The organism is Citrobacter meridianamericanus (genome assembly GCF_041320245.1).
GTDB classification, from domain to species: domain Bacteria; phylum Pseudomonadota; class Gammaproteobacteria; order Enterobacterales; family Enterobacteriaceae; genus Citrobacter; species Citrobacter meridianamericanus.
Window position 1 is genome coordinate 5,253,303 of the sequence record NZ_CP101036.1, and the last position, 24,130, is coordinate 5,277,432.

Genomic DNA, 24,130 nt, shown 5'->3' on the forward strand with positions numbered 1-24,130 from the left:
AGCAGGCTTAATTTTCTAATAAGTGGCGGAACGGACGGGACTCGAACCCGCGACCCCCTGCGTGACAGGCAGGTATTCTAACCAACTGAACTACCGCTCCACCGAATTTCTTTGTCACTACCCGGATTATTCATCCCGGTTTACTGCAATTTGATGCCTGGCAGTTCCCTACTCTCGCATGGGGAGACCCCACACTACCATCGGCGCTACGGCGTTTCACTTCTGAGTTCGGCATGGGGTCAGGTGGGACCACCGCGCTACAGCCGCCAGGCAAATTCTGTTTATCAACACACTTTTTAGTCTGTCGATGTCATCTGTAATCAGGCTGAATCTTGTGTCTGTATCTTCGCCAAAACATCTTCGGCGTTGTAAGGTTAAGCCTCACGGTTCATTAGTATCGGTTAGCTCAACGTATCGCTACGCTTACACACCCGACCTATCAACGTCATCGTCTTTAACGTTCCTTCAGGAGACTTAAAGTCTCAGGGAGAACTCATCTCGGGGCAAGTTTCGTGCTTAGATGCTTTCAGCACTTATCTCTTCCGCATTTAGCTACCGGGCAGTGCCATTGGCATGACAACCCGAACACCAGTGATGCGTCCACTCCGGTCCTCTCGTACTAGGAGCAGCCCCCTCAATTCTCCAGCGCCCACGGCAGATAGGGACCGAACTGTCTCACGACGTTCTAAACCCAGCTCGCGTACCACTTTAAATGGCGAACAGCCATACCCTTGGGACCTACTTCAGCCCCAGGATGTGATGAGCCGACATCGAGGTGCCAAACACCGCCGTCGATATGAACTCTTGGGCGGTATCAGCCTGTTATCCCCGGAGTACCTTTTATCCGTTGAGCGATGGCCCTTCCATTCAGAACCACCGGATCACTAAGACCTGCTTTCGCACCTGCTCGAGCCGTCACTCTCGCAGTCAAGCTAGCTTATGCCTTTGCACTAACCTCCTGATGTCCGACCAGGATTAGCTAACCTTCGTGCTCCTCCGTTACTCTTTAGGAGGAGACCGCCCCAGTCAAACTACCCACCAGACACTGTCCGCAACCCGGATCACGGGTCCACGTTAGAACACCAGCCATTAAAGGGTGGTATTTCAAGGTTGGCTCCACGCAGACTGGCGTCCACGCTTCAAAGCCTCCCACCTATCCTACACATCAAGGACCAGTGTTCAGTGTCAAGCTATAGTAAAGGTTCACGGGGTCTTTCCGTCTTGCCGCGGGTACACTGCATCTTCACAGCGAGTTCAATTTCACTGAGTCTCGGGTGGAGACAGCCTGGCCATCATTACGCCATTCGTGCAGGTCGGAACTTACCCGACAAGGAATTTCGCTACCTTAGGACCGTTATAGTTACGGCCGCCGTTTACCGGGGCTTCGATCAAGAGCTTCTCCTTACGGATAACCCCATCAATTAACCTTCCGGCACCGGGCAGGCGTCACACCGTATACGTCCACTTTCGTGTTTGCACAGTGCTGTGTTTTTAATAAACAGTTGCAGCCAGCTGGTATCTTCGACTGATTTCAGCTCCACGGGTAAACCGCTTCACCTACATATCAGCGTGCCTTCTCCCGAAGTTACGGCACCATTTTGCCTAGTTCCTTCACCCGAGTTCTCTCAAGCGCCTTGGTATTCTCTACCTGACCACCTGTGTCGGTTTGGGGTACGATTTCGTGTTACCTGATGCTTAGAGGCTTTTCCTGGAAGCAGGGCATTTGTCACTTCAGCACCGTAGTGCCTCGTCATCACACCTCAGCGTTAAAAGGTACCGGATTTACCTGGAACCTCCGCCTACATGCTTAAACCGGGACAACCGTCGCCCGGCCAACATAGCCTTCTCCGTCCCCCTTCGCAGTAACACCAAGTACAGGAATATTAACCTGTTTCCCATCGACTACGCCTTTCGGCCTCGCCTTAGGGGTCGACTCACCCTGCCCCGATTAACGTTGGACAGGAACCCTTGGTCTTCCGGCGTGCGGGTTTTTCACCCGCATTATCGTTACTTATGTCAGCATTCGCACTTCTGATACCTCCAGCATGCCTCACGACACACCTTCAACGGCTTACAGAACGCTCCCCTACCCAACAACACATAGTGTCGCTGCCGCAGCTTCGGTGCATGGTTTAGCCCCGTTACATCTTCCGCGCAGGCCGACTCGACCAGTGAGCTATTACGCTTTCTTTAAATGATGGCTGCTTCTAAGCCAACATCCTGGCTGTCTGTGCCTTCCCACATCGTTTCCCACTTAACCATGACTTTGGGACCTTAGCTGGCGGTCTGGGTTGTTTCCCTCTTCACGACGGACGTTAGCACCCGCCGTGTGTCTCCCGTGATAACATTCTTCGGTATTCGCAGTTTGCATCGGGTTGGTAAGTCGGGATGACCCCCTAGCCGAAACAGTGCTCTACCCCCGAAGATGAATTCACGAGGCGCTACCTAAATAGCTTTCGGGGAGAACCAGCTATCTCCCGGTTTGATTGGCCTTTCACCCCCAGCCACAAGTCATCCGCTAATTTTTCAACATTAGTCGGTTCGGTCCTCCAGTTAGTGTTACCCAACCTTCAACCTGCCCATGGCTAGATCACCGGGTTTCGGGTCTATACCCTGCAACTTAACGCCCAGTTAAGACTCGGTTTCCCTTCGGCTCCCCTATACGGTTAACCTTGCTACAGAATATAAGTCGCTGACCCATTATACAAAAGGTACGCAGTCACACCCCGAAGGATGCTCCCACTGCTTGTACGTACACGGTTTCAGGTTCTTTTTCACTCCCCTCGCCGGGGTTCTTTTCGCCTTTCCCTCACGGTACTGGTTCACTATCGGTCAGTCAGGAGTATTTAGCCTTGGAGGATGGTCCCCCCATATTCAGACAGGATACCACGTGTCCCGCCCTACTCTTCGAGTTCACAACCTGTGCATTTTGGTGTACGGGACTATCACCCTGTACCGTCGGACTTTCCAGACCGTTCCACTAACACACAAGCTGATTCAGACTCTGGGCTGCTCCCCGTTCGCTCGCCGCTACTGGGGGAATCTCGGTTGATTTCTTTTCCTCGGGGTACTTAGATGTTTCAGTTCCCCCGGTTCGCTTCATTACGCTATGTATTCACGTAATGATAGTGTGACGAATCACACTGGGTTTCCCCATTCGGAAATCGCCGGTTATAACGGTTCATATCACCTTACCGACGCTTATCGCAGATTAGCACGTCCTTCATCGCCTCTGACTGCCAGGGCATCCACCGTGTACGCTTAGTCGCTTAACCTCACAACCCGAAGATGTTTCGTAAAACACCATCGTGTTGCGAAAATTTGAGAGACTCGAACACACCGCTTTTCATTTCTTATTACGGAGAAATGAAACAGTGTGTCGTTTCAATTTTCAGCTTGATCCAGATTTTTAAAGAGCAAATATCTCAAACGTCACCCGAAGATGAGTTTTGAGATATCGGGGTCGGCGACTTTCACTCACACATACCAGCAAGTGGCGTCCCCTAGGGGATTCGAACCCCTGTTACCGCCGTGAAAGGGCGGTGTCCTGGGCCTCTAGACGAAGGGGACGTGTAAGTCTCAATCGCAAGACGCCTTGCTATTTACTTTTCATCAGACAATCTGTGTGAGCACTACAAAGAACGTTTCTTTAAGGTAAGGAGGTGATCCAACCGCAGGTTCCCCTACGGTTACCTTGTTACGACTTCACCCCAGTCATGAATCACAAAGTGGTAAGCGCCCTCCCGAAGGTTAAGCTACCTACTTCTTTTGCAACCCACTCCCATGGTGTGACGGGCGGTGTGTACAAGGCCCGGGAACGTATTCACCGTGGCATTCTGATCCACGATTACTAGCGATTCCGACTTCATGGAGTCGAGTTGCAGACTCCAATCCGGACTACGACATACTTTATGAGGTCCGCTTGCTCTCGCGAGGTCGCTTCTCTTTGTATATGCCATTGTAGCACGTGTGTAGCCCTACTCGTAAGGGCCATGATGACTTGACGTCATCCCCACCTTCCTCCAGTTTATCACTGGCAGTCTCCTTTGAGTTCCCGGCCTAACCGCTGGCAACAAAGGATAAGGGTTGCGCTCGTTGCGGGACTTAACCCAACATTTCACAACACGAGCTGACGACAGCCATGCAGCACCTGTCTCAGAGTTCCCGAAGGCACCAAGGCATCTCTGCCAAGTTCTCTGGATGTCAAGAGTAGGTAAGGTTCTTCGCGTTGCATCGAATTAAACCACATGCTCCACCGCTTGTGCGGGCCCCCGTCAATTCATTTGAGTTTTAACCTTGCGGCCGTACTCCCCAGGCGGTCGACTTAACGCGTTAGCTCCGGAAGCCACGCCTCAAGGGCACAACCTCCAAGTCGACATCGTTTACGGCGTGGACTACCAGGGTATCTAATCCTGTTTGCTCCCCACGCTTTCGCACCTGAGCGTCAGTCTTTGTCCAGGGGGCCGCCTTCGCCACCGGTATTCCTCCAGATCTCTACGCATTTCACCGCTACACCTGGAATTCTACCCCCTCTACAAGACTCTAGCCTGCCAGTTTCGGATGCAGTTCCCAGGTTGAGCCCGGGGATTTCACATCCGACTTGACAGACCGCCTGCGTGCGCTTTACGCCCAGTAATTCCGATTAACGCTTGCACCCTCCGTATTACCGCGGCTGCTGGCACGGAGTTAGCCGGTGCTTCTTCTGCGAGTAACGTCAATTGCTGAGGTTATTAACCTCAACACCTTCCTCCTCGCTGAAAGTACTTTACAACCCGAAGGCCTTCTTCATACACGCGGCATGGCTGCATCAGGCTTGCGCCCATTGTGCAATATTCCCCACTGCTGCCTCCCGTAGGAGTCTGGACCGTGTCTCAGTTCCAGTGTGGCTGGTCATCCTCTCAGACCAGCTAGGGATCGTCGCCTAGGTGAGCCGTTACCCCACCTACTAGCTAATCCCATCTGGGCACATCCGATGGCAAGAGGCCCGAAGGTCCCCCTCTTTGGTCTTGCGACGTTATGCGGTATTAGCTACCGTTTCCAGTAGTTATCCCCCTCCATCGGGCAGTTTCCCAGACATTACTCACCCGTCCGCCACTCGTCACCCAAGGAGCAAGCTCCTTTGTGCTACCGTTCGACTTGCATGTGTTAGGCCTGCCGCCAGCGTTCAATCTGAGCCATGATCAAACTCTTCAATTTAAGTTTGATGCTCGTGAATTAAACTTCGTAATGAATTACGTATGTTCACTCAGAGACTTGGTATTCATTTTTCGTCTTGCGACGTTAAGAATCCGTATCTTCGAGTGCCCACACAGATTGTCTGATAAATTGTTAAAGAGCAGTGCCGCTTCGCTTTTTCTGAGCGGCGCGGGGTGTGCATATTACGCCATCCCGCTACGAAGTCAAGCATTTAATTGTACTTTCTTCGTCGAAGTTCTCAGTGGAACCCCGCTGACCCGGCGGCTTGTAATCCGTTGTTCCGTGTCAGTGGAGGCGCATTATAGGGAGTTATTTCAGGCTGACAAGGGGAAATTTAAAATAACTTTCTGAACGCGTATTTTTTCACCAAAATCACCATTAACATGCCATAAAATAAGCAAATTGCCGTTTTTGCAGCCGCAATCACAGTTCCTGGTGGCATACTAATGAATAAGAAAAAGAGTAAGGAAGAACATTCATGCCGTTAAATGCCCAACAGCTAGCCGCACAGAAAAACCTGTCCTACGTTTTGGCCGAAAAGCTGGCTCAGCGAATACTAAAAGGTGAATATGCACCAGGCGCGATACTGCCTGGTGAAATAGAGCTGGGCGATCAGTTTGGCGTAAGTCGTACCGCAGTAAGAGAAGCGGTAAAAACGTTAACGGCAAAGGGTATGGTATTACCGCGCCCGCGTATTGGTACACGCGTCATGCCGCAGGCAAACTGGAACTTCCTCGACCAGGAACTGCTCACCTGGTGGATGACGGAAGATAACTTCCCACAGGTCATTAAACATTTTCTGGTAATGCGTATCAGCCTGGAGCCTCAGGCATGTTTACTGGCGGCAACTATCGGCACGGCAGAACAGAAAGCGCATCTCAACACGCTGATGGAAGAGATGGTTGAGTTGAAAAGAAACTTCAGACGTGAGCGCTGGATTGAGGTTGATATCGCCTGGCATGAACACATCTATGAAATGAGTGCTAATCCGTTCCTTATCTCCTTTGCATCACTGTTCCATTCTGTTTACCAAACCTACTTTACTTCTATTACATATAACGATGTGGTTAAGCTGGATTTGCACCAGGCCATTGTCGATGCGATAGATGATAGCAATGGGGATCGCGCTTTCACTGCCTGTCAGGCATTGCTGATGGCACCGAACGTGCTACCGGATAAATAATATGTCAGAAAAGAAATCACGCAGTATGGCCGGACTACCGTGGATAGCTGCCATGGCCTTTTTTATGCAGGCATTAGACGCCACTATCCTAAATACTGCGTTACCCGCAATCGCACACAGCCTCAACCGTTCCCCACTTGCCATGCAATCGGCCATCATCAGTTATACCCTGACGGTGGCAATGCTGATCCCAGTGAGTGGCTGGTTGGCAGACAGGTTCGGCACCCGGCGCGTCTTTATGATAGCAGTTAGCCTGTTTACGCTGGGATCGTTGGCCTGCGCGCTGTCCAGCTCCCTAAGCGAACTGGTGATTTTTCGCGTTATTCAGGGTATCGGCGGTGCCATGATGATGCCGGTTGCCCGTCTGGCATTATTGCGCGCTTACCCTCGCAGTGAACTACTTCCTGTACTTAACTTCGTAACCATGCCAGGACTTGTGGGGCCGATTTTAGGCCCTGTTTTAGGCGGGGTTTTGGTCACGTGGGCCAGTTGGCACTGGATCTTCCTGATTAATATTCCAATTGGCGTTGCCGGTATCTTCTATGCACGCAAATATATGCCGAACTTCACCACACCACGCCGTGGCTTTGATATGACCGGTTTTTTTCTGTTTGGTTTGAGCCTGGTGCTGTTTTCCAGTGGAGTTGAGCTGTTCGGTGAGAAGCTGGTCGCAACCTGGATAGCGCTCAGCATTATTCTTGCCAGCGTTTTGTTACTACTCGCCTACATTCGACACGCACGCCGTCATCCAACGCCGCTGATATCGCTACCTATTTTTAAGACCCGAACCTTTTCCGTCGGGATCGCCGGAAACCTTGCCACACGTCTGGGTACAGGGTGCGTACCTTTCTTAATGCCGCTGATGTTGCAGGTAGGCTTTGGATATCCGGCGCTGATAGCCGGTTGCATGATGGCGCCAACAGCGCTGGGTTCAATACTGGCGAAATCGATGGTGACTCAGGTGCTGCGCCGACTCGGTTACAGGACAACATTGGTGGGTGTTACAGTATTTATTGGTCTGATGATTGCGCAGTTCGCATTGCAATCTCCCGCCATGCCGGTCTGGATGCTAATTCTGCCGTTGTTCATTTTAGGTATGGCGATGTCCACTCAGTTTACCTCAATGAATACCATCACTCTGGCGGATCTGACCGATGAAAACGCCAGCAGCGGCAACAGCGTGCTGGCCGTTACGCAGCAGTTATCAATCAGTTTAGGGGTCGCCATCAGCGCCGCCGTTCTGCGTATCTATGAAGGTATGGAAGGAACGAATACGGTAGAGCAGTTCCACTACACCTTTATGACGATGGGCGCTATCACAGTAGTGTCCGCGCTGATGTTCATGCTGCTAAAAGCCAAAGATGGACGTAACCTGATTAAAGAGCGACATAAGCCTAAACCGACCCCCGCTCCATCAAAACAGGAGTAAGCTGCAAGCGCTGTTGCTGCAATGCGGGCTGCGCCATTCGATGAATTAATACATCGATGGCCAGTTCGCCCAATTCATCTTTTGGTTGATGGATAGTCGTCAGCGGCGGCGTCATATAGCGCGCCAGCTCAATATCATCATATCCCACCACCGCCATATCCTGCGGAATGCGTAATCCTGACTGGTACAGAGCCTGATACGCGCCGACCGCCATGGCATCATTGCCGGTAAAAACGGCCTGCGGTCGCAGTTTATGCGACAGCAACGTCTGCATAGCCTCAAAGCCGCCGCCGAACTCAAAGTCACCGGTAATCTCGTAACCTTCAGGAACAAGCAAACCCGCCCGCTTCATTGCTTCACGATATCCTTCCAGACGTAAACGCGCCGGGGTTTTATCCAGCGGCCCGGTGATGCAGGCAATGCGCGTAAACCCTTTTTCAATCAGATGTTGAGTGGCTAAATCTCCGCCCAACAAGGAATTATCCTGAATCAGATCGCTTTCACCATCAAAAGGCGACCAGTCCATCATGACGGTCGGTATAGAAGGATAGCGTTGCATTATCTCCCTGGAAGGTTGATGTGTTTCCGTGCAGAGCAACAGCAAGCCGTCCACCCGTTTTTGCATCAACGTTTCCAGATTACGGTTCATGCGCTGTTCATCACCTTCGGTATTACACAGCACCAGGCTATAACCGCGTTCAAAACAGCTACGTTCAACGCCGCGTACGAGTTCGGAATAGAAGGGATTGGTACTGGCAGTAATTAACATGCCAATAGTGCGGGTCTGGTTTAACTTGAGACTACGCGCCAGTGCAGAGGGCGCGTAGTTAAGTTCTTTAATCGCCGCTTCAACTTTGTCAGTAACAGGCTCACTGACAAAGCGATCTTTATTAATGACGTGAGAAACCGTCGATGTGGAAACTCCCGCCAGGCGGGCGACGTCCTTCATTGTAGCCAAGCGTTACCTCTGCTGACTTAAAAACGCTTCTATTTCTTCGCGCCATGGAACGGAAGGCTGAGCGCCTTTACGGGTGACCGCAATCGCCGCAGCCGCATGCGCAAAACGGATCGCTTCAGGCAGCGGAGTCTCTTCCAGTAACGCTGTAATTAACGCGCCGTTAAAGGTATCCCCGGCGGCGATGGTATCCACAGCATCAACTTTAAAACCCGGTACTCGCTGACCTTCACCGTTTACGCTGGCCCACACACCGCGACTCCCTAAGGTAATCAATACAGTATGGATCCCCTTCGCGTGCAATGCCTGCGCCGCTTTGGCCGCATCTTTATCATTTTCAACCCGGATCCCCGTCAGCTTTTCAGCCTCAGTTTCATTCGGGGTAATAATATCCACCAGCGCCAGCAGCTCGTCAGAAAGTTCACGTGCCGGAGCTGGGTTAAGGGCGACCAGAGTCTTATTCTGATGGGCAATCTTTGCCGCAGCCAGTACGCTTTCGATCGGAGACTCTAACTGCATCAGCAAAGCGGACGCCTGCGCAATACGCTCATGCTGCGCTTCCACCAGTGCGGGCGAAAGTGCTGCGTTCGCACCAGCATGAATGCCAATGACATTCTCGCCTTCACCATTCACAAAAATCAACGCCACACCGGTCGATTCCCCCGAAATTACGCTAATCGGAGCAATATCGATATTATCTTTGGCTAACTGTTTACGAACACTTTCGCCAATATCATCATCGCCCGTACAGGCAATAAATGCGATATTCGCGCCACTCCGACCCGCAGCAACAGCCTGATTCGCGCCTTTACCGCCAAATGCCACCTGATAATGGCTACCGGTTACGGTTTCACCCGGTGTTGGGAAAGAGTTAAGGTTGAGGATGTGATCGGCATTGATACTGCCAAGAACAACGAGGTTGCCTGCGGTTTTCATATTTGGTGTTCCAAGTCAAAGTGCGCCACCGGGTTAGGGTGGCGCGTGCCCTGCTTTTCTTTTTACGCTTTCATCCTCAGAACAAGATCCATGGATGGCGTATTTATGTCTCCATCAGGTCGCGAGCGACCTGAATCGGTATTACTGCTTGATGACCAGCTTCAGGTCAACCGGATATTTAGCCTGAACCTTCTCGCCTTTCAGGACTTTATCCGCAGTCTCAACGCCTTTCGCGCCGATTTGATCCGGCAGCTGAGCAATGGTCGCAGCCAGTTTGCCATCATTTACTGCTTTTTCGCCATCTGGAGTGCCGTCAAATCCAACCACCATCACATCAGATTTACCCGCCGTTTGCAGCGCGCGCAACGCACCCAGCGCCATTTCATCGTTCTGAGCAAATACGGCCTGCACGTCTGGATGCGCGGTCAGCAGGTTCTGCATGACGTTCAGACCTTTAGTACGGTCGAAGTCTGCCGGCTGGCTGGCCAGGACGTTAAACTTGTGCGCCGCAACGGCCTGCTGGAAACCTTCGCCACGCTCACGCGCCGCAGAAGTACCGGCAATACCCTGTAGTTCGATAACTTTCGCGCCTTCACCTGCTTTCTTCGCGATGTAATCACCCGCAATTTTGCCGCCCAGCACGTTATCAGATGCAATATGGCTTACCACTTCGCCTTTAGACGCTACGCGGTCAAGGGTGATAACCGGAATTTTCGCCTGGTTAGCCATCTTCACGGCGTTACCCACTGCATCGGAGTCAGTCGGGTTGATCAGCAGAATTTTGGTCCCGCGAACCGTTAAATCCTGAACGTTAGCCAGCTCTTTCGCCGGGTTGTTTTGCGAGTCCAGAATCACCAGGTTGTAGCCCAGCTTATCTGCCTCTTTTTGCGCCCCATCCTTCAGAGAGACAAAGAACGGGTTGTTGAGGGTGGAGACCACCAGCGCAATGGTATCTTTCGCCATCGCATTCGCGCTCACGGTGGCGCTCAGCGCAACAGCAGAAACCAGGGTAGCCAGTTTTTTCATGTTCATATTTAAGATGTCCTGTAATCGTTGTTACTGCTTTTTGTTGTCTACCAGTACCGCCAGCAAAATCACCACCGCTTTGACGATCATCTGGTAATAGGAGGATACACCTAACAAATTCAAACCATTATTGAGGAAACCAAGAATCAATGCGCCGATCAGCGTCCCAACAATTCGTCCTTTACCACCCGCGAGGCTGGTACCGCCTAATACCACCGCAGCGATAGCATCCAGCTCATAGCCTGTACCTGCCGTCGGTTGCGCAGAGGAGAGGCGCGCGACTTCAATGATACCCGCCAGCGATGCCAGCAGACCGCACAGTGAGTAAACGATAATTTTGATTTTACTGACGCTGATTCCGGACAGACGCGTTGCCGCTTCGTTACCACCCAGTGCATAGATATAACGACCCAGACGCGTGTGGTGCAACATGTACCACGCTGCGAGGAAGACAATCCCCATGATCCACACTGGCGTAGGAACGCCTAATGGACGCCCAATCCCGAACCAACCAAACAGATCGGCATTATCAGTAAACCCGGTGTTTACCGGGCTGCCGTTGGTGTAAACCATGGTCACACCGCGCAGCAGCAGCATCATCACCAGAGTCGCAATAAAGGCCTGCACGCGGCCTTTCGCGACAATCACCCCGGTTACCGCGCCAATGGCAGCGCCAAGCGCCAGAGCCGCAGCAACAGCCACCAGCGCATTGACTTCAATCCCTACAATCGAAGCCGCAACCGCACCGGTCAGCGCCAGCAAGGAACCGACGGACAGATCGATACCCGACGTCAGGATAACCAACGTCATCCCGACGGCCATAATGGCATTCACCGACGTTTGCTGGAGAATGTTGAACAGGTTATTAACGGTAAAAAAGTTAGGGCTCATGGTGGAAACAATCGCGATCAGCACTAACAGAGCGATGAGCGACTTTTGCTCCAGAAGCCATGCTTTAGTGAAATAACGGCGACCAGAAACAGCCTGGGTAGTCATCTTTTTTACTCCTGATTCACGCGATTAAGCTTGCCCACAGCGGCAGCCATTAATACTTCCTGAGTGGCCTGCTCGCGAGTGAATTCACCGCCGAGATGCCCTTCATGCATAACGATAATTCGATCGCTCATGCCCAATACTTCTGGCATCTCAGAAGAGACCAGAATGATACTCAACCCATCAGCCTTAAACTGGTTGATAAGCTGATAGATTTCTTTTTTCGCCCCAACGTCGACGCCGCGCGTCGGCTCATCGAGGATCAGAACTTTTGGACGGGTCATCAGACCGCGTGCAATCGCTACTTTCTGCTGGTTACCGCCGGAGAGCAGGCCGATAGCCTGTTCCATCGATGGCGTTTTAACATTGAACAGGCGAATAAAATCCCCTACAGCCTGCTGCTCGTCTTTATGTTTAAGGCTTCCACCTGCGCGACTAAAATAACGCAGTGCGGTCAGTGACATGTTCTCTTTCACCGACATGCCGAGCACTAAACCATCGCGTTTACGGTCTTCAGAAATATAGACGATGCCGTTAGCCAGTCCATCCTGCGGCGAACGGGTGACAACTTCATGGCCATCAAGCGTGACGTAGCCGCTGGTACGCGGCAATGCGCCGTACAACACCTTCATCAGCTCGGTACGCCCAGCCCCCATCAGCCCCGATACGCCAAGGATCTCACCTTTACGCAGCGTGAATGACACATCATTTACGCCAGGACCGCACAGATTATCGACCTTCAGGCGAATATCACCCGGCGCTTTTTCCAGACGCGGGTACTGATCTTCCAACTTACGTCCCACCATCATTTCAATCAACGAGTCTTCGGTAAGCGATGCGACTTCACGCTCGGCAATAAACTGCCCGTCGCGAAAGACGGTGACGTCGTCGCAAATCTCGAAGATCTCTTTCATGCGGTGAGAAATATAGACAATGCCGCGTCCCTGGGATTTCAGTTCGCGAATGACGCGGAACAGGGATTCGGTTTCAGTATCGGTGAGGGCATCCGTCGGTTCATCCATAATGATGACCTTCGATTCAAAGCTTAGCACTTTAGCAATTTCGACCATCTGCTGATCGCCAATCGACAGCTCACCGACCAGTCTGTCGCTTTTAAAGCGCAGATTCAGTTTGGCGAGCAGCAGATCGGCTTCGGCGTACATCTTCTTCCAGTCTATTTTGCCAAAGCGATTCACAAACTCGCGACCGAGAAAAATATTCTCGGCGATAGTGAGTTGCGGGATCAGGTTCAGCTCCTGGTGGATAATACCGATTCCGGCTTCCTGGGAAGATTTTGGGCCGTTAAAAGTGGTCTCTTTCCCCAGCCACAATAAGGAACCGGCATCACGGGTATAGATTCCGGTCAGCACCTTCATCATGGTGGATTTGCCCGCGCCGTTTTCGCCCACCAGCGCCATTACGCGGCCTGGATAGACATTCAGCGCGGCGCCGGATAGCGCTTTTACGCCCGGGAACGCTTTATCGATCCCTTTGAGTTGCAGTAATGCGTTCATGATGGCCTCAGAACGTGACGCCAGCACAGAGAATGATATTCGCATACGGAGAACATTCTCCGCTGCGAATTACCGCCTGACTGTCTGCGGTTTGTTTTTTGAATTGTTCATGCGTGGTGTAACGAATTTCTATGGTGTTTCCCTGGTGTTGTTGCAGTTGCTCAATGTGACTGAGCAACGTTTCGTGGAGTTGCGGATTATGTTGTTTAATTTCCGACGCGAGAATAGCCGCCTCGACCTGCATTTCACGAGTAACCACATCCAATACCTGCATAAAAGAAGGTACGCCCTGAGTTAATGCCATATCAATACGCGTTGTGTTGTTAGGGATGGGTAAACCTGCATCACACACCACCAGCGTATCGGTATGTCCCAGACGAGAGATCACCGATGAAATTTCAGAGTTGAGTACCGTGCCTTTCTTCATTTTCTTTCCCCACTAGCGAAACGTTTCGCTGAAAATAAGTGTAGTTCGAAGAGTGGACAGAAAACCACCGCGACGTTACGAAAATGTGATCACCATCGAAACGTTTCGCAAGGATTATCATTCGATGAAATGAAAACTGGGAGGAACAAAACAAAACGCCCCCTTTCGCGATGAAAGAGGGCGTCGATGAGATTAAATCTCGACCTGCGTACCGAGCTCGATAACCCGGTTTGGTGGGATTTCAAACTGGTCTGGCGCACGCAGCGCATTGCGCTGCAACAGCAGATACAACTTGCCGCGCAGGCGCAAATACCATGGTCGCTTACCAACAATCAACGACTCGTGCGACATGAAGAAGGAGGTTTCCATCATCCGACAACTTAAGCCTTCCAGACCACAGCGATGGAACACTTCCTCGACGTTCGGTGTTTCACGCCAACCGTAGCTGGCCACTACGCGCCAGAAAGTTGGCGATAACTGCTCAATCTGCACCCTACGCACGTTGTGTACATAGGGTGCATCTTCAGTACGCAGCGTCAGCAGAATCACGCGTTCGTGCAACACCTTGTTATGCTTTAGGTTATGCAGAAGCGCAAACGGGATGACGTTCAACGCACGGGACATATATACCGCCGTTCCCGGCACGCGTACTGGTGGGGATTTCTCCAGCGAGGCAATCATCGCCTCCAGAGAGTTGCCGTGCTCATGCATGCGACGCAGCAGACGGAAACGCTCGCTTTTCCAGGTGGTCATAATGGTGAACATCACCAGACCCAGCGTCAAAGGCAGCCAACCGCCGGAAATCAGTTTATCGAGGTTCGCGGAGAACAGCGGAACATCGACGCATAAGAACGCTACCAGGATCAGGAAGACAAAGTATTTATTCCAGTGCCAGTTTTTACGCGCCACGGTGGTAGACAGAATAGACGTCAGTACCATCGTCCCCGTTACCGCAATCCCGTACGCCGCGGCCAGATTACTGGAGTGTTCAAAGCTCACAATCACGATAACCACCGCAAAATAGAGCATCCAGTTAACGAAAGGAATGTAGATCTGGCCCGACTCCATTTCCGAGGTATGGATAATACGCATTGGCGATAAATATCCCAGACGTACGGCCTGACGCGTCAGCGAGAAGACGCCGGAGATAACCGCCTGCGAAGCGATTACCGTCGCCAGCGCGGCGAGAATCAGTAGCGGGATCAACGCCCACTCCGGCGCCAACAGGAAGAACGGGTTTTTGATCGCCTCAGGATGCTTTAACAGTAACGCCCCCTGACCAAAATAGTTCAGTACCAGCGAAGGCAACACGACAGAGAACCAGGCCAGACGAATCGGCAACTTACCGAAGTGGCCCATATCAGCATACAGCGCTTCAACACCGGTAATCGACAACACCACGGCCCCCAGCGCAATAAAGGACAATGTTTTGAATTCGAGAAAGAAATGCACCGCCCAATACGGATTTAGCGCCTGCAGTACTTCCGGATTGCCAATAATACTTCGCACGCCTAATACCGCCAGTGTCAGGAACCACAGCAACATAATCGGCGCAAACAGCTTACCGACCATGCCGGTACCGTGTTTTTGAATCAAAAACAGCAGGGTCAGTACGATTATCGAGAGCGGAACAATCCAGGTATCCAGTTGCGGGGCAATGATCTCCAGGCCTTCAATCGCCGACATCACCGAAATGGCAGGCGTTATCACCACTTCTCCATAAAAGAAGCTGCCGCCAATCAACCCCATAATCACCAGCATGGAGGTGGTTCGCGCCGAGGTATTGCGCCCGGCTAATGACATCAGCGTCAGGATCCCACCTTCTCCGGCGTTATCAGCGCGCATGACAAACGTCAGGTATTTAATAGAGACAACAAAGATCAACAGCCAGAAAATCAGCGAGAGAAAGCCAAATACTGCATCACGTTCAACGCCAAAACCAAACTGGCCGGATAAACATTCACGAAGCGTATAAAGTGGGCTGGTACCAATATCACCGTAGACAACCCCAATGGCCGCAAGGGTAATCGCAGACAATGATTGTTTATTATCAGTGCTCATAGACTCGTCTTTCGTTTATACACCTCATCTTTCACGCCACTCCGTATGGGCTGCATTCGTTATTTCCCCATCCCAGGAGAAAACTCCATTGCCACCTTGGTGTAGATTGATTGATTTGGTGTATATATAAGAAATGTGTGCGTCGTCCCTTGGCCCACAAAAAGGCGCACAGTATGCACGATTAATCATAAAATCGTACCCCTAAATGTGACCAGATTAATCTGGCTCAAAGAAAACTTAGCGCACCTTCAGTCTATTAATGTACAGGTGTGGAGCATCTATACTCGCAGTTCACGCAGTACATTTGGCGAAAGGACGCCACTTCATTATGGCTCACCCACATTTATTAGCGGAAAGAATTTCCCGTCTGAGCAATGCGCTGGAAAAGGGACTTTATGAACGTAGCCACGCCATTCGTCTGTGTCTGCTGGCTGCACTCAGCGGCGAGAGCGTTTTCTTATTAGGCCCTCCCGGGATAGCGAAAAGCTTAATTGCCCGCCGACTGAAGTTTGCTTTTCAAAATGCGCGCGCTTTCGAATACCTGATGACGCGCTTCTCTACGCCAGAAGAGGTCTTCGGCCCACTGTCCATTCAGGCGCTTAAAGACGAAGGTCGCTATGAACGCTTAACGGCAGGCTATCTTCCTGAAGCTGAAATCGTCTTTCTTGATGAAATCTGGAAGGCGGGCCCGGCGATTCTTAACACCCTGCTGACCGCCATTAACGAACGCCACTTCCGCAACGGCGCGCATGAAGAGAAAATCCCGATGCGCCTGCTGGTGGCAGCCTCCAACGAACTGCCAGAAGCAGACAGCAGCCTGGAAGCGCTGTATGACCGTATGCTGATACGCCTGTGGCTGGATAAAGTTCAGGACAAAGCCAACTTCCGCTCAATGCTGCTAAGTCAGCAAGATGAAAGCGACAACCCGGTCCCGGCGTCATTACAGGTGACGGATGAAGAGTATTACCAGTGGCAAAAAGACATTGGCGCCATCAAGCTTCCCGATCGCGTGTTTGAGCTTATTTTCACCCTACGTCAGCAGCTGGACACGCTACCGAATGCCCCGTACGTGTCCGATCGTCGCTGGAAAAAAGCCATTCGCTTGCTCCAGGCCAGCGCCTTCTTTAGCGGACGTGATGCGGTCGTCCCTATTGACCTCATCCTGTTGAAAGATTGCCTGTGGTACGACGCACAAAGCCTGAATCTGATGCAGCAGCAGCTGGAAATATTGATGACCGGGCACGCCTGGCAGCAGCAGGCTATGCTGACGCGTTTGGGCAGCATTGTGCAACGTCGCATTCAGCTCCAGCAGCAGCAAAGCGATAAAACTGCGTTCACGGTGATCCGTCAGGGCGGCATGTTCAGCCGTCGTCCTCATTATGATTTACCGCCGGAAGCCACATCCTCAATCCTGACATTACTGCTGCAAAAGCCCCTGAAGCTGCATGACATGGAAGTCATCCATATTGCTTTTGATCGTAGCGCACTGGAACTGTGGCTAACCAAAGGCGGTGAGATCCGCGGAAAATTAAACGGGATCGGTTTTGCTCAGACGCTGAACATGGAAGTGGATAGCGCACAACACCTGGTCGTACGCGACGTCAGTTTGCAAGGATCTCGTCTGGCGCTGCCAAGTTCATCACAAGAAAGTATGCCTGCAGAGATAAAACAAGAGCTTGAAGCGCTTGATAACGAGTGGCACCAGCAGCACAGCGCATTTAGCGAACAACAAAAGTGCCTGTTTATTCATAATGACTGGTTAGGCCGCATAGAAGCCAGTCTACAGGATGTCGGGATGCAAATCCGCCAGGCGCAACAATGCTAACCCTTGATACGCTCAACATCATGCTGGCAGTCAGCGAAGAGGCGATGATCGAAGAGATGATCGTCGCCCTGCTGGCTTCTCCGAAGATGGTGGTTTTTTTTAAAAAATTCCCGCGCCTCAAAAAAGCGATCGCTGAAGATATACCGCGCTGGCGTGAATCTTTGCGTAGTCGGCTCAAAGATACCCATGTGCCGCCGGAGTTGGCGGAAGAGGTCATTTGTTATCAACAAAGTCAGCTCCTCTCTCATGCACAGTTTATCGTCCAGCTACCGCAAATATTGTCGTTATTGCACCGCCTCCATTCACCGTGGGCCGGACAAGCGCAGCAGTTAGTCGATGACAACAACACGTTTACGCCCGCCCTGCATACGCTTTTTCTCCAGCGCTGGCGCCTGAGTCTGGTAGTGCAAACCACCACGCTGAATCAACAATTGCTGGAAGAAGAGCGTGAACATTTGCTCAGCGAAGTACAGGAGCGGATGACTCTCAGCGGGCAACTGGAACCCGTCCTGGCAGAAAATGACAACGCCGCGGGTCGGTTGTGGGATATGAGCGCTGGTCAAATCAAGCGCGGTGATTATCAGCTGATGGTGAAATACGGCGAATTTCTGACGCAACAACCTGAACTCCAGCGTCTGGCTGAGCAATTAGGTCGTTCCAGAGAAGCGAAATCCGTGCCGCGTAAAGATGCGCCAATGGAAACCTTCCGTACGCTGGTGCGCGAACCGGCAACCGTACCGGAGCAAGTGGATGGCATCCAGCAAAGCGACGATATCCTGCGCCTGCTGCCGCCTGAACTGGCGACGCTGGGCATTACCGAACTGGAATACGAGTTCTACCGTCGGCTGGTGGAAAAACAACTGCTGACCTATCGCCTGCACGGCGAAGCGTGGCGTGAAAAAGTCACGGAACGGCCTGTGGTGCATCAGGATTTTGACGAGCAGCCGCGCGGGCCTTTTATCGTCTGCGTCGATACCTCGGGATCGATGGGCGGATTTAATGAGCAATGTGCGAAAGCCTTTTGCCTGGCGCTAATGCGCGTCGCTCTTGCCGATAACCGGCGCTGTTTCATTATGCTGTTTTCAACAGAAGTGGTGCGCTATGAGCTGTCCGGTCCGGAGGGTATCGAACAGGCGATCCGTTTTTTAAGTCAGCGCTTTCGCGGCGGTACAGATATCGCCAGCTGTTTTCGCGCCATTATTGAGCGCATGCAGGGTCGGGAATGGTTTGATGCCGATGCGGTGGTGATCTCAGATTTTATCGCTCAGCGATTACCCGATGAGGTCGTCAATAAAGTGGGTGAATTGCAGCGAGTTCACCAGCATCGTTTTCATGCAGTGGCGATGTCAGCACACGGAAAACCCGGCATCATGCGCATTTTCGATCATATCTGGCGCTTTGATACCGGGATGCGAAGTCGCCTGCTCAGACGCTGGCGGCGTTAATTCTTACAGCAGAGAAGCGACGCTTTCACGTACCTGAGCCGGCCATACGCCACACTGAACCTGACCAATGTGCGGTAATTGTAGCAACAGCATGGTCAAACGCGACTGCCCAATCCCTCCACCAATCGTCTGCGGCATTTCACCGCGCAGCAGCGCCTGGTGCCATTCCAGACTCAGGCGATCTTCATCACCGGTCAAAGACAACTGGTGTTTCAGAGCGTCAGCATCCACACGAATCCCCATAGAGGACAGCTCAAACGCATCTTCCAGTACCGGGTTCCAGACCAGAATATCTCCGTTCAAACCGGCATGGCCCAGATCAGACGCTGAACTCCAGTCATCATAATCCGGCGCACGCACATCATGGCGGTGACCATCACTGAGTTTGCCGCCGATCCCCACCAGGAATACCGCGCCCAACTCTTTAGCGATCGCACGTTCACGACCTTTTGCATCAAGATCCGGATAACGAGATAACAGCTCCTGACTATGAACAAAGTGGATCTGCTCTGGCAGGAACGGTGCCAGACCAAACTCTTTGCTAACCGCAGCTTCGGTAGCCTTAATTCCTGCCCAGATAGCCTCTACCGTGCTTTTCAGAGTAGAAAATTGACGCTCGCCGTCGCCCATCACGCGCTCCCAGTCCCACTGGTCAACATACACTGAGTGCAGCGGGGAGAGGCGATCTTCATCGGGACGCAGGGCTTTCATGTGCGTGTACAGCCCTTCGCCTGCGCTAAAGTCATGTTGTCCTAACGTTTGACGCTTCCACTTCGCCAGGGAATGAACCACTTCGAATTGAGCGTCCGGCAATGCTTTAACCTTCACCTGCACCGCTTTTTCACAGCCCGACAAGTTATCCTGCGTGCCATCTCCTACGCGGCTGAGGATCGGTGCCTGAACTTCAATCAGGCCTAAACGCTCTTCCAGCTGACGAGAAAAATGAGATTTTACGAAGCTAATTTGACGTTGTTTGGCAATGTAAGCGGTTTTCATTATGTGTACTCCTGTGTCCTGTTGCCTATGATTAAGCAACAGAATGGAGGTAATATTCAATAATCAATAAACAAAAAGCCGACTTCGATTTTGATTCGTTAAAAATAGCGGCTAAAATAGAATGAATCATTAATCTATATAAGAAAAACCTATGGAAAATTATCAGATCGACAATCTGGACCGCGGCATTCTTGACGCCCTGATGGAAAATGCCCGCACCGCGTACGCTGAATTAGCCAAACAGTTCGGCGTCAGCCCGGGGACAATTCACGTTCGTGTAGAAAAGATGAAGCAGGCTGGGATCATTACCGGCGCGCGAATTGATGTCAGTCCCAAACAGTTGGGCTATGACGTTGGCTGCTTTATCGGCATCATCCTGAAAAGTGCGAAAGACTATCCGTCGGCGCTGGCCAGACTGGAAAGCCTCGATGAAGTGACCGAAGCATATTACACCACCGGGCACTACAGCATCTTTATTAAGGTAATGTGCAAATCGATCGATGCGTTGCAGCAGGTACTTATCAACAAGATCCAAACAATTGACGAAATTCAGTCCACTGAAACCCTGATCGTCCTGCAGAACCCGATCATGCGCACCATCAAGCCATGATCGTTTTTTTAATCCCCCATTTTTCCACAGGTAGATCCCAGCTCGCTCACAGCGTACAATACGCCCTCTTTATAAAGGTGGGCGATCAATGGCAGACATCACTCTTATCAGCGGCAGCACGCTTGGCAGTGCGGAATATGTAGCAGAGCATCTGGCTGAACAGCTGGACGAGGCTGGTTTTTCCAGCGAAATACTGCATGGACCAATGCCTGAAGAGGTCCCGACTGACGGAATCTGGCTGATGATTAGCTCCACACACGGAGCAGGAGACATTCCTGACAACCTGCAGCCTTTATATGATGCCTTACGCGAGCAGAAACTGGACTTGTCACAAGTGTACTTTGGCGCAATCGGGATCGGCAGTCGTGAATATGACACTTTTTGCGGCGCAATCGACAAGCTGGAAGCCGAACTGAAAGCCTGTGGGGCAAAACAGGTAGGCGAAACGCTCAGGATCAACGTACTGGAACATGAAATTCCGGAAGATCCGGCTGAAATTTGGCTGGGATCCTGGCATCCATTGCTCAGAGATTTGTAAAGATCGTACTTTTTTATGTGGATAACTCTGGTTAAAAGCTTGGATCAACCGGTAGTTATCCCAAGAACAACCGTTGTTCAGTTTTTGAGTTGTGTATAACCCTTCATTCTGATCCCAGCTTATACGGACCAGGATCACCGATCATTCACAGCTAATGATCCTCAACAACCTGTTGATCTTATTCAAAGGATCGCCCTTATCCACAGAAAGTCGCGATCCTAATAAGAGATCACAATAAAACAGATCTCTAAATAAAAAGATCTTCTTTTTAATACCCAGGATCCCAGGTCTTTCTCCATCGACTAAAGTTGAGTAGAATCCACGGCCCGGGCTTCAATCCATTTTCACACCGCGTTATGCGAGGCAATTACCATGTTTTATCAGGATCCTTTTGACGTCATCATCATTGGCGGGGGTCATGCAGGCACTGAGGCCGCGATGGCCGCGGCGCGAATGGGCCAACAGACCCTGCTTTTGACACACAATATCGACACTCTGGGGCAAATGAGCTGCAACCCGGCGATCGGCGGTATTGGGAAGGGACACCTGGTAAAAGAAGTGGATGCGCTTGGTGGGTTGATGGCAAAAGCGATCGACCATGCAGGCATTCAGTTTAGGATACTAAACGCCAGCAAAGGGCCTGCCGTTCGAGCTACTCGCGCTCAGGCCGATCGTGTGCTCTATCGCCAGGCTGTACGTACCGCACTGGAGAATCAACCCAACCTGATGATCTTCCAACAGGCGGTTGAAGATCTGATTGTTGAAAATGATCGTGTTGTGGGCGCAGTGACCCAAATGGGTCTGAAGTTCCGTGCCAAAGCGGTCGTGTTAACCGTGGGGACTTTCCTTGACGGCAAAATTCATATTGGTCTGGATAACTACAGCGGTGGCCGTGCCGGCGATCCGCCGTCTATTCCACTGTCACGCCGTCTGCGTGAACTGCCGCTGCGCGTCAGCCGCCTGAAGACCGGTACGCCGCCGCGTATCGATGCGCGCACGATTGATTTCAGCGTACTCGGTCAGCAGAACAGCGATAACCCGATGCCGGTCTTCTCGTTTTTGGGCGATGCCTCTCAGCATCCGCGCCAGATGCCGTGCTACATCACGCATACCAATGAAAAAACCCATGACGTGATCCGCAATAACCTCGATCGTAGCCCGATGTACGCAGGCGTGATCGAAGGTATCGGCCCACGTTATTGCCCGTCGATCGAAGACAAAGTGATGCGCTTTGCCGATCGTAACCAGCATCAGATCTTCCTTGAGCCGGAAGGACTGACGTCTAATGAAATTTACCCGAATGGCATCTCCACCAGCCTGCCGTTCGATGTGCAGATGCAAATTGTCCGTTCTATGCAGGGAATGGAAAATGCCAGAATCGTTCGTCCCGGCTACGCTATTGAGTACGATTTCTTCGATCCGCGCGACCTTAAACCTACTCTGGAAAGCAAATTCATCCAGGGTCTGTTCTTTGCTGGTCAGATCAACGGTACGACTGGTTATGAAGAAGCTGCCGCGCAAGGGATGCTGGCAGGTCTGAACGCCGCACGCTTGTCTGCTGACAAAGACGGCTGGGCACCGCGTCGCGATCAGGCTTATCTGGGTGTACTGGTGGACGATCTGTGTACGCTGGGTACGAAAGAACCGTACCGTATGTTCACCTCACGCGCTGAATACCGTTTGATGCTACGCGAAGATAACGCCGATCTGCGTCTGACCGAAATTGGCCGTGAGCTGGGACTGGTGGACGATGAGCGCTGGGCTCGCTTCAACGAGAAACTGGAGCGCATCGAACAAGAACGCCAGCGTCTCAAATCAACCTGGGTTAACCCGTTAGCGGAGTCTGCAGCAGAAGTGAATGCTCACCTGGCTACGCCTTTGTCACGTGAAGCCAGCGGTGAAGATTTGCTGCGTCGCCCGGATATGACCTATGCCCAGTTGACCTCTTTATCTGCGTTCGCACCTGCGCTTAACGATGCTCAGGCCGCGGAACAAGTTGAAATTCAGGTGAAATACGAAGGATATATCGCCCGTCAGCAGGAAGAGATCGAAAGACAACAGCGTAATGAGAACACCCTGTTGCCTGCAACGCTGGATTATCGTCAGGTCTCAGGCTTGTCGAATGAAGTCATTGCCAAACTGAACGATCACAAACCGGTATCGATCGGCCAGGCATCGCGTATTTCCGGCGTAACACCTGCCGCCATCTCCATTCTGCTGGTATGGCTGAAAAAACAAGGTATGCTGCGTCGCAGCGCTTGATATCACTTTTTGGCGGGAGCGCTTCGTTTGCCCGCCCTACAAATTTGTCGGCCCGATAAGCGACAGCGCGTCGGGCAATAGATTATATACAGGTAACGACCGTGCTCAACAAACTCTCTCGTCTGCTGGCTGATGCCGGTATTTCTCTTACCGATCACCAGAAAAATCAGCTGATTGCGTATGTCGATATGCTGCATAAATGGAACAAAGCGTACAACCTGACGTCGGTGCGGGATCCCAACGAAATGCTGGTGCGCCATATTCTGGACAGCATTGTCGTCGCGCCGTACCTGAAGGGCGAGCGTTTTATCGATGTCGGTACTGGGCCGGGCCTACCGGGGATCCCTCTCTCCATCGTGCGTCCTGAAGCGCATTTCACACTGCTGGATAGTCTGGGAAAACGCGTTCGTTTCTTGCGTCAGGTGCAGCATGAGCTTGCGCTTACTAACATCACTCCTGTGCAAAGTCGCGTTGAAGAATTCCCTTCAGAGCCGCCGTTTGATGGGGTGATTAGCCGTGCTTTTGCGTCACTTAATGATATGGTGAGCTGGTGCCATCATTTACCAGGTCAGGATGGGCGTTTTTATGCGCTAAAAGGGCAGTTACCTGAAGATGAAATAGCCTCGTTGCCTGCAGAATTCAGCGTCGAGTCGGTCGAAAAATTACGCGTTCCGCAACTGGATGGTGAACGTCATCTGGTGGTTATTAAACCAAACAAAATTTAATTTTTATCA

At 51.7% G+C, this 24,130-nt stretch carries 16 protein-coding genes, 2 tRNA genes and 3 rRNA genes; 8 read left to right on the forward strand and 13 right to left on the reverse strand.

What is annotated here, in order from left to right; all coding sequences use genetic code 11:
- Positions 1 to 23 precede the first annotated feature (23 nt).
- From NMD08_RS25490 to NMD08_RS25510, 5 genes are all read right to left on the reverse strand, one after another.
- Positions 24 to 100, reverse strand: a tRNA-Asp gene (locus NMD08_RS25490).
- Positions 101 to 155: 55 nt separating this feature from the next.
- A 5S ribosomal RNA gene (rrf, locus tag NMD08_RS25495) occupies positions 156 to 271 on the reverse strand.
- 99 nt (positions 272 to 370) lie between these two features.
- A 23S ribosomal RNA gene (locus NMD08_RS25500) occupies positions 371 to 3,275 on the reverse strand.
- A gap of 219 nt (positions 3,276 to 3,494) precedes the next feature.
- Positions 3,495 to 3,570 (reverse strand) — tRNA-Glu (locus NMD08_RS25505).
- A gap of 85 nt (positions 3,571 to 3,655) precedes the next feature.
- Positions 3,656 to 5,196 (reverse strand): 16S ribosomal RNA (locus NMD08_RS25510).
- The 16S, 23S and 5S rRNA genes sit together here with 2 tRNA genes alongside, the layout of an rRNA operon.
- A 478-nt stretch (positions 5,197 to 5,674) precedes the next feature.
- Here NMD08_RS25510 and NMD08_RS25515 point away from each other — a divergent pair.
- Entirely contained in the window at positions 5,675 to 6,379 is a 705-nt protein-coding gene (locus NMD08_RS25515) for a FadR/GntR family transcriptional regulator (protein WP_151217203.1), read from the forward strand.
- A 1-nt stretch (position 6,380) separates the two neighbouring features.
- Positions 6,381 to 7,808 (forward strand): multidrug transporter subunit MdtD, encoded by a 1,428-nt coding sequence (mdtD, locus tag NMD08_RS25520; protein WP_151217201.1) that lies wholly within the window; start codon positions 6,381 to 6,383, stop codon positions 7,806 to 7,808.
- On the opposite strand, the gene rbsR is transcribed toward mdtD, so the two are convergent.
- From rbsR to kup, 7 genes are all read right to left on the reverse strand, one after another.
- Positions 7,774 to 8,766, reverse strand: coding sequence for a ribose operon transcriptional repressor RbsR (gene rbsR / locus NMD08_RS25525; RefSeq protein ID WP_151217200.1), 993 nt, complete (start codon positions 8,764 to 8,766; stop codon positions 7,774 to 7,776). The two genes, mdtD and rbsR, sit on opposite strands and share 35 nt — an antisense overlap.
- A gap of 3 nt (positions 8,767 to 8,769) precedes the next feature.
- The gene (rbsK, locus tag NMD08_RS25530) at positions 8,770 to 9,699 is read right to left on the reverse strand and encodes a ribokinase (RefSeq protein WP_151217198.1); all 930 of its coding nucleotides are present in this window, start codon (positions 9,697 to 9,699) and stop codon (positions 8,770 to 8,772) included.
- A 141-nt stretch (positions 9,700 to 9,840) separates the two neighbouring features.
- Positions 9,841 to 10,731 carry a ribose ABC transporter substrate-binding protein RbsB gene (gene rbsB, locus NMD08_RS25535; protein WP_003023760.1) on the reverse strand — a complete coding sequence of 297 codons (891 nt, stop codon included), beginning with the start codon at positions 10,729 to 10,731 and terminating at the stop codon, positions 9,841 to 9,843.
- Between the two features lie 24 nt (positions 10,732 to 10,755).
- Entirely contained in the window at positions 10,756 to 11,721 is a 966-nt protein-coding gene (gene rbsC, locus NMD08_RS25540; protein WP_003023762.1) for a ribose ABC transporter permease, read from the reverse strand.
- A 5-nt stretch (positions 11,722 to 11,726) separates the two neighbouring features.
- The gene (rbsA, locus tag NMD08_RS25545; protein ID WP_003023764.1) at positions 11,727 to 13,232 is read right to left on the reverse strand and encodes a ribose ABC transporter ATP-binding protein RbsA; all 1,506 of its coding nucleotides are present in this window, start codon (positions 13,230 to 13,232) and stop codon (positions 11,727 to 11,729) included.
- Between the two features lie 7 nt (positions 13,233 to 13,239).
- Positions 13,240 to 13,659 carry a D-ribose pyranase gene (gene rbsD, locus NMD08_RS25550; RefSeq protein WP_151217196.1) on the reverse strand — a complete coding sequence of 140 codons (420 nt, stop codon included), beginning with the start codon at positions 13,657 to 13,659 and terminating at the stop codon, positions 13,240 to 13,242.
- A 192-nt stretch (positions 13,660 to 13,851) separates the two neighbouring features.
- On the reverse strand, positions 13,852 to 15,720 hold the full coding sequence (kup, locus tag NMD08_RS25555) for a low affinity potassium transporter Kup (RefSeq protein ID WP_151217194.1): 1,869 nt from the start codon (positions 15,718 to 15,720) through the stop codon (positions 13,852 to 13,854).
- A 328-nt stretch (positions 15,721 to 16,048) separates the two neighbouring features.
- On the opposite strand from kup, the gene ravA reads away from it, so the two are divergent.
- Together ravA and viaA are read left to right on the forward strand one after the other, a co-directional pair.
- On the forward strand, positions 16,049 to 17,545 hold the full coding sequence (gene ravA / locus NMD08_RS25560; protein WP_286539530.1) for an ATPase RavA: 1,497 nt from the start codon (positions 16,049 to 16,051) through the stop codon (positions 17,543 to 17,545).
- On the forward strand, positions 17,539 to 18,990 hold the full coding sequence (viaA, locus tag NMD08_RS25565) for an ATPase RavA stimulator ViaA (RefSeq protein WP_187259930.1): 1,452 nt from the start codon (positions 17,539 to 17,541) through the stop codon (positions 18,988 to 18,990). Before ravA ends, viaA begins: the two co-directional genes overlap by 7 nt.
- 3 nt (positions 18,991 to 18,993) lie before the next feature.
- Here viaA and asnA read toward each other — a convergent pair whose 3' ends face one another.
- Positions 18,994 to 19,986, reverse strand: a complete 993-nt coding sequence (asnA, locus tag NMD08_RS25570) for an aspartate--ammonia ligase (protein WP_151217189.1) — start codon at positions 19,984 to 19,986, stop codon at positions 18,994 to 18,996.
- A 151-nt stretch (positions 19,987 to 20,137) separates the two neighbouring features.
- Between asnA and asnC the strand changes: the two genes are divergently transcribed.
- From asnC to rsmG, 4 genes are all read left to right on the forward strand, one after another.
- A complete protein-coding gene (gene asnC, locus NMD08_RS25575) occupies positions 20,138 to 20,596 on the forward strand; it encodes a transcriptional regulator AsnC (RefSeq protein WP_003023780.1) in 459 nt (152 codons plus the stop codon).
- Between the two features lie 88 nt (positions 20,597 to 20,684).
- Positions 20,685 to 21,134, forward strand: coding sequence for an FMN-binding protein MioC (mioC, locus tag NMD08_RS25580; RefSeq protein WP_370619272.1), 450 nt, complete (start codon positions 20,685 to 20,687; stop codon positions 21,132 to 21,134).
- Positions 21,135 to 21,506: 372 nt separating this feature from the next.
- A complete protein-coding gene (mnmG, locus tag NMD08_RS25585; RefSeq protein ID WP_151217185.1) occupies positions 21,507 to 23,396 on the forward strand; it encodes a tRNA uridine-5-carboxymethylaminomethyl(34) synthesis enzyme MnmG in 1,890 nt (629 codons plus the stop codon).
- A 101-nt stretch (positions 23,397 to 23,497) separates the two neighbouring features.
- A complete protein-coding gene (gene rsmG, locus NMD08_RS25590; protein WP_151217183.1) occupies positions 23,498 to 24,121 on the forward strand; it encodes a 16S rRNA (guanine(527)-N(7))-methyltransferase RsmG in 624 nt (207 codons plus the stop codon).
- Positions 24,122 to 24,130 lie beyond the last annotated feature (9 nt).